This is a genomic window from Pantoea latae (assembly GCF_002077695.1).
Lineage (GTDB): Bacteria > Pseudomonadota > Gammaproteobacteria > Enterobacterales > Enterobacteriaceae > Pantoea > Pantoea latae.
This window is the reverse complement of the sequence record NZ_MWUE01000046.1, coordinates 45,241-51,745: the sequence shown is the minus strand read 5'-3', so window position 1 is coordinate 51,745 and position 6,505 is coordinate 45,241. Positions and strand designations below refer to the sequence as shown.

General features: G+C 59.5%; 5 protein-coding genes. 1 reads left to right on the top strand and 4 read right to left on the bottom strand.

Annotated elements, in window-relative coordinates; genetic code table 11:
* Positions 1-179 precede the first annotated feature (179 nt).
* Positions 180-971, bottom strand: a complete 792-nt coding sequence (gene kdgR, locus B2J69_RS23050; RefSeq protein WP_081142722.1) for a DNA-binding transcriptional regulator KdgR — start codon at positions 969-971, stop codon at positions 180-182.
* A 188-nt stretch (positions 972-1,159) separates the two neighbouring features.
* Between kdgR and B2J69_RS23045 the strand changes: the two genes are divergently transcribed.
* Positions 1,160-2,539 carry an MFS transporter gene (locus B2J69_RS23045; RefSeq protein WP_081142721.1) on the top strand — a complete coding sequence of 460 codons (1,380 nt, stop codon included), beginning with the start codon at positions 1,160-1,162 and terminating at the stop codon, positions 2,537-2,539.
* Positions 2,540-2,594: 55 nt separating this feature from the next.
* Here the strand turns inward: B2J69_RS23045 and htpX are convergent, their stop codons facing one another.
* The 3 genes from htpX to proQ all read right to left on the bottom strand — a co-directional run bounded on the left by htpX (position 2,595) and on the right by proQ (position 6,426).
* The gene (gene htpX / locus B2J69_RS23040; protein ID WP_081142720.1) at positions 2,595-3,476 is read right to left on the bottom strand and encodes a protease HtpX; all 882 of its coding nucleotides are present in this window, start codon (positions 3,474-3,476) and stop codon (positions 2,595-2,597) included.
* Between the two features lie 198 nt (positions 3,477-3,674).
* Positions 3,675-5,711 carry a carboxy terminal-processing peptidase gene (prc, locus tag B2J69_RS23035; RefSeq protein WP_081142719.1) on the bottom strand — a complete coding sequence of 679 codons (2,037 nt, stop codon included), beginning with the start codon at positions 5,709-5,711 and terminating at the stop codon, positions 3,675-3,677.
* A gap of 19 nt (positions 5,712-5,730) precedes the next feature.
* Positions 5,731-6,426 (bottom strand): RNA chaperone ProQ, encoded by a 696-nt coding sequence (gene proQ / locus B2J69_RS23030; RefSeq protein ID WP_081142718.1) that lies wholly within the window; start codon positions 6,424-6,426, stop codon positions 5,731-5,733.
* Positions 6,427-6,505: the final 79 nt, after the last annotated feature.

Here is a 6,505-nt window from a genome sequence, read left to right as displayed (position 1 = left end):
AGGGATGCGACCGGCAGTTCGGGTAGGCCTGGATGGCCGTACCCGAACGGTCCGTCCGGCACGACGTTGCAGCCGAAGGCACCGCGAAGCGGCGCGAGGACGGCCCGGCAGCAGAGGAGGCGCAGTGGCCCGCACCCCAGCATGCTCACACGCGTAAATGAAAAGGCCGCTATTTTTGGTCAGAAGGCGTAGTGGTGATAGCCCATCTCAGCGGAGAGCGTGCGCGCCGCGCGATGCAGCATCGCCACATAGTCGCTTTTCGCCTCTTCTGAGAAACGAATCGTCGGGAAAGAGATGCTCAGGCCGGCGATCACCACGCCGAAGCGGTCGAAAACCGGCACGGCGATGCAGCGCAATCCCTCTTCCTGTTCTTCGTTATCTTCGCCGAAACCCTGCGCTTTCACCTGATCCAGCACCGCGATCAGCGCCTCGCTAGAGACGATGGTGTTGGCGGTGCTGCGCTTGAACTCGACATCTTTCAGGATCTCCTGGACTTCGGCGCGGTCGCGCCAGGCGAGCAGCACTTTGCCGATTGCCGTGGTATGCAGCGGATTACGGCGCCCGATGCGCGAGTACATGCGCAGATTGTAGAGCGAGTCGATCTTATGGATGTAGACGATGCTGTCCTCTTCCAGCGCGCCGAGGTGAATCGTCTCTTTGGTCAGGCGGGAGAGCTCGCGCATCTGCACGTCGGCGCTGCGGATCAGATCGACGTTCTGCAGCGCTTTCGCGCCCAGTTCAAACAGCTTCAGCGTCAGGGAATATTTTTCGCTCTCCCCTTCCTGCGTCACATAACCCAGCGCCTTCATGGTTTGCAGAAAGCGGTAAACGGTGCTTTTCGACATCATGACGCGCTGCGCCAGCTCGGTAATGCCGTGGTCGCGCTCTTCGCCCAGCGCCTGTAGAATGCCGAACACCTTCATTACAGAGGAAACGGCGTCGGGTTGTTTATCGTTTTCACTGGCGGCCATCGCGCACCCTTTTTAAAATCGTTTTAATAAATTCGGAACAGTTAACCAATATAGCGCGTCGCCGCGCGCCGCACCATCGCCTCACGCGTGATGCCCGCGTTTAAATACCCTTTTTTACGGTAAAAACGGTGCGCGGCGCCACACATTTGGTTAGCATGATGATATTCACCCACTTTACTTATCTCTCTATGTCCCCTACACCTTTTCAGGATGGTTTGCCCGTGCCGCAGCGCTACGGCGCGATTTTCACCATTGCGCTGGGCATTATGATGGCGGTGCTGGACGGCGCCATCGCTAACGTCGCGCTGCCGACGATTGCGCGCGAACTGCAAGCCAGCCCGGCGCAGTCGGTGTGGATCGTCAACGCCTATCAAATCGCCATTGTCGCTTCGCTGCTGTCGCTCTCGTTTCTCGGCGATATGCTCGGCTATCGCCGCGTTTACCAGGTCGGTCTTGGCCTGTTTATCCTTACCTCACTATTCTGCGCCCTCTCTTCATCGCTTTCGATGCTGACGCTGGCGCGCGTGCTGCAGGGCTTTGGCGGCGCGGCGTTGATGAGCGTCAATACGGCGCTGATACGCATCATCTATCCGCAGCGCTATCTGGGACGCGGCATGGCGATCAACTCGCTGGTGGTAGCGGTCTCCAGCGCCGCCGGGCCGACCGTGGCGGCGGCCATCCTGTCGTTCGCCAGCTGGAAGTGGCTGTTTCTGATTAATGTGCCGCTTGGGGTGATTGCGCTGTGGCTGGCGCTGCGCTTCCTGCCCGACAACAGCCAGAAAGCGAAAAGCCAGAAGTTCGACGTGCCGAGCGCGCTGATGAACGCGCTCTTTTTTGGCCTGTTGATCTACGCGCTGACCAGTTTCTCTCAGGGCGATCGCCCGGCGCGGGTGCTGGCTGAACTAGTGGTGCTGGCGGTCGTCGGCTGGTTCTTCGTCCAGCGCCAGCAGCGGCTGCCGGTGCCGCTGCTGCCGGTCGATCTGCTGCGCATTCCGCTCTTTAGCCTCTCAATCTGCACCTCCATCTGCTCGTTCTGCGCGCAGATGCTGGCGATGGTGTCGCTGCCCTTTTTCCTGCAAAACGTGCTGGGACGCGATGAAGTGGCGACCGGCCTGCTGCTGACGCCCTGGCCGCTGGCCACTATGGTGCTGGCGCCGATTGCCGGCCGGCTGATCGAGCATGTTCACGCCGGGCTGCTCGGCGGGCTGGGCCTGGCGCTGTTCGCGGCGGGGCTGTTTCTGCTGGCGCTGCTGCCGGCGCAGCCGCAGGACTGGGATATTATCTGGCGTATGGCGCTGTGCGGTGCCGGGTTCGGCCTGTTCCAGTCGCCCAACAACCACACCATTATCTCCTCCGCTCCGCGCAGCCGCAGCGGCGGTGCCAGCGGCATGCTGGGCACTGCGCGCCTGCTGGGTCAGAGCAGCGGCGCGGCGCTGGTGGCGCTGATGTTCAATATGTTCGATCAGAGCGGCACGCACGCTTCGCTGATCCTGGCCGGCGCCTTCTCCAGCGTCGCCGCGCTCTTCAGCCTGTCGCGCCTGTCGCAGAAACGCGCCGAGGCGCAGTAGAGGTCACGCATAAAAAAGGCGACTCCGGGGAGTCGCCTTTTTGCTGGCGGCGCGGTTACTTCAGATACTGACCGCTGCGCAGCGCTTCAATACGTTTATCCAGCGGCGGATGCGACATAAACAGCTCGCTCAGCGACTTGTTTTTGCCGTTGATGCAGAACGCCATCATGCTGCTCGGCTCCTGGGGCTCATAGCTGGTTTTCAGACGCTGCAGCGCGGCGATCATCTTCTCGCGGCCCACCAGCTTCGCTGAGCCGGCGTCGGCGTGGAACTCGCGGTGACGCGAAAACCACATGGTGATGATGCTGGCCAGAATACCGAACACCAGCTCCAGCACCGTCGCCACCGCAAAGTAGACCAGCGGATTGCCGTTGCTGCTCTCCTCGCCGTCGCGGTTGCCGGAAAGAAAGCCCGACGCCACCTGCGCGATAATGCGCGAGATAAAAATCACGAAGGTGTTCACGATGCCCTGAATCAGGGTCATGGTGACCATATCGCCGTTGGCGATATGCGCGATCTCGTGCGCCAGCACCGCTTCCGCTTCGTCGCGGCTCATGTTCTGCAACAGGCCGGTAGAGACAGCAACCAGCGAGGCGTCGCGGCGCGCGCCGGTGGCGAAGGCGTTGATATCAGGCGCATGGTAGATCGCCACCTGCGGCATGGCGATGCCCGCCTGCTGCGCCTGCTGGCCCACAGTTTGCATCAGCCAGCGTTCCGTTTCATTACGGGGTTGTTCAATCACTTCACCACCGACCGAACGCAACGCCATCCACTTCGACATCAGCAGTGAAACAAACGCACCGCCAAAGCCAAACAGGCCTGCCATAATCATCAGGCCCTGAACACTGCTTGACTGGATCCCTGTGAGGCTGAGGATCAGCCCAAAGACCAACATCACAGCTAAGTTGGTCACCAGGAAAAGAGCAATACGCATCATAAAAGTTAATCTTCCTCAGTTGTTCATGCGCTGACTGCGCGGATCCCTATCCTAGGGTCATCGCGGCGCATTTCAAGCGACCTTAAGCTTTAAGTGCCTAAAAAGACATAACTTTACATTCTGTCACGCCTGGCGCACGCGGCCGGGTTAAGGGCAAAAAAAAGCACCGCGGCGCGGTGCTTTCTAAACCCGGTGCGCTTACTGCGCGGCGGGTGCGGACGACGACTTATCCAGCTGCGCCAGATCGTTGGCGATGCGGACCGTCTCGTCGAGGTAAGGATCGGGCTCTTTATAATCCTTCGGCAGATCGTCCAGACTCTTCAGCGGCTTTTTGCCTTCGGCCTGATAGCGCGCGTTGATACGCTCCAGACGCAGCGCATCTTCTTCGTGGTTCTCTTTCTCGCGCTGGGCAAGATTGAGCGACACGATATTGCGCTTGTCCTTCATCGCGTTAAAGCGCGCGATATCTTTCATGATGTACTGGAACTCGCGATCCTCAGCGATACGCGCCTCGTGCTGTTTGGTCAGCTGCGCCACCAGCGGCTTGACGTCGCCGGTTTTGCTGTAGGTGGCCGCGTTGATGCTGTCCCAGGGCAGCGCGTTATCTTCGAACTTCTCGCCGGTTTCCGCCGCTTCCACGCCAGTCGGCATCAGCAGATCCGGCGTGACGCCTTTACGCTGGGTGCTGCCGCCGTTGATGCGGTAGAACTTCTGAATGGTGTACTGCACGGAACCGAGCGCAGGCCATTCAGGACGCAGCATCTGATCGTAGATGCGGTTCAGCGAGCGGTACTGCTGCACCGTGCCTTTGCCGAAGGTCGGCTCGCCGACGATCAACGCGCGACCGTAGTCCTGCATCGCCGCCGCGAAAATCTCCGAGGCGGAGGCGCTAAAGCGATCCACTAACACCACCAGCGGGCCTTTGTAGTAGACCACGCCGTCGTTGTCGCTGTCTTCACGCACGCGACCGTTGTTGTCGCGCACCTGCACCACCGGGCCGCTGGGAATAAACAGGCCGGAGAGCGACACCGCTTCGGTCAGCGCGCCGCCGCCGTTGGTGCGCAGATCAATGACGATGCTGTCGACGTTCTGCTTCTGCAGTTTCTGCAGCTGCACTTTGACGTCATCGGTCAGGCCGACATAGAAGCCGGGAATATCCAGCACGCCGACCTTCTCTTTACCGACGTTATGCACGCTCATCTTCACCGCGCGATCTTCCAGGCGGATCTTTTCACGCGTCAGGGTGACGGTGCGGGTTTTGGTGCCCTTGCCCGCCGGCAGCACTTCAAGACGAACTTTGCTGCCTTTCGGCCCTTTGATTTTGGCGACGACGTCATCCAGACGCCAGCCGATGACATCTTCCATCGGCTTGCCCGGCTGACCGACGCCGACGATGCGGTCGCCGACGCTGATAGACTTGCTCTTCGCCGCCGGACCGCCCGCGACCATAGAGTTGATCACCGTATAGTCGTCATCCATCTGCAGCACCGCGCCGATACCTTCCAGCGACAGGCTCATTTCGGTGTTGAACTGTTCGGTGTTGCGCGGCGACAGGTAGTTGGTGTGCGGGTCGATTTCATGCGCAAACGCGGTCATTGCCATCTGGAACACATCTTCGCTGTTGCTCTGGGCCAGACGACGGATCGCGAAGTTGTAGCGCTTGGTCAGCACATCGCGGATTTCTTTTTCGTCTTTGCCCGCCAGCTTAAGGCTGAGCTGGTCATATTTGACCTTTGCGTCCCATAACGCGTTCAGCTCGGCCTGATCTTTCGGCCAGGGCGCTTTGGCTCGGTCGATATCGATCGTATCGTTGCCGCTGAAGTTCATCGGACGGTTCAGCACGTCGAGCGCGTACTGATAGCGCTCAAAACGGCGTTTCTGCGCCAGATTATAGAGATCGTAAAACACGTCCAGCTTGCCGCTGCGCAGCTCATCGCCGAGCGTGGTTTTTTTATCGGCGAACTGCGCCACATCCGACGCCAGCAACACGTTGTGGTTGTAGTCGAGCAGATTAAGGTAGCGGTCAAAAATTTTCGCTGAAAACGCCTGGTCGAGATCGAACTGGCGATAGTGTGAGCGGGTAAAGCGGGAGGTCACCCGTTCGCTGACGGTGGGATCCTGCGGATCTTCGTGAAGCTGGGGGATCTGATCGGCGCGGGTAATATTCTCAGCGCCAAATGAAGGGCCTGCCAGTAGCAGGCCCGCAATCATACCGATTTTTAACAGGGTGTTCATGCCGGGGTCAGCCTCCGTTTCAGAACTGCAAGTGTTCTGCGCGCACAATCATTGCCATGCCGGAAGCGAGCTGTACCCGAACGCCGTCTTTTGACACTTCAAGAACGGTCGCGTCCATCGCACTTTTGCCTGCTTTGACTTTGATATTCTGGCCAGGTTGCAAAGTTGAGGTATCGGTGATGGGTTTCGCCTGCGCAGCCGGACGCGGAGCCGGTTTACGATCCTGAGCGGCAGCACGCGGCGCCTGAGGACGCGCTTTACGCGGCGCCTCGCCGTCGGCCGGTTTGCGCGCGGCAGGACGGCGCGGACGACGCGGTTCAGCGCCCTCTTTACCCGCTTCGCCCGCTTCGCGTTTTGCGGCTTTCTGCTGCTCGCGCTGCGCCTGAACGCGCGCTTTCGCCTCTTCCAGCTGCTGACGCGCATGCTGCACGTGCTGCTCGTCCAGCACGCCACAGGCGTTGCCGTCGAGATCGACACGCGTCGCGCCGGCTTTAATGCCGTAGAGATAACGCCAGCTGGAGGTATAGAGACGCAGCGCTGAACGCAGCTGGGTCTTGCTCAGACTCATTTCGCCCTGAACGCGCTCCACCAGATCCTGAAAGATTCCGATTTTGAGCGGACGCGCTTCACCTTCGGCGCTAAAGCAGTTTGGAAAACGTTCCGCCAGAAAGGCGATCACTTCTTTACTGCTATTCAACTTAGGTTGATTTTCCATGAAATTTCCTGATTACAACGGATTTGCCGACCAGAGCAGGCATGAACAGGCGACATTATAATGACAACATCGCCAAATG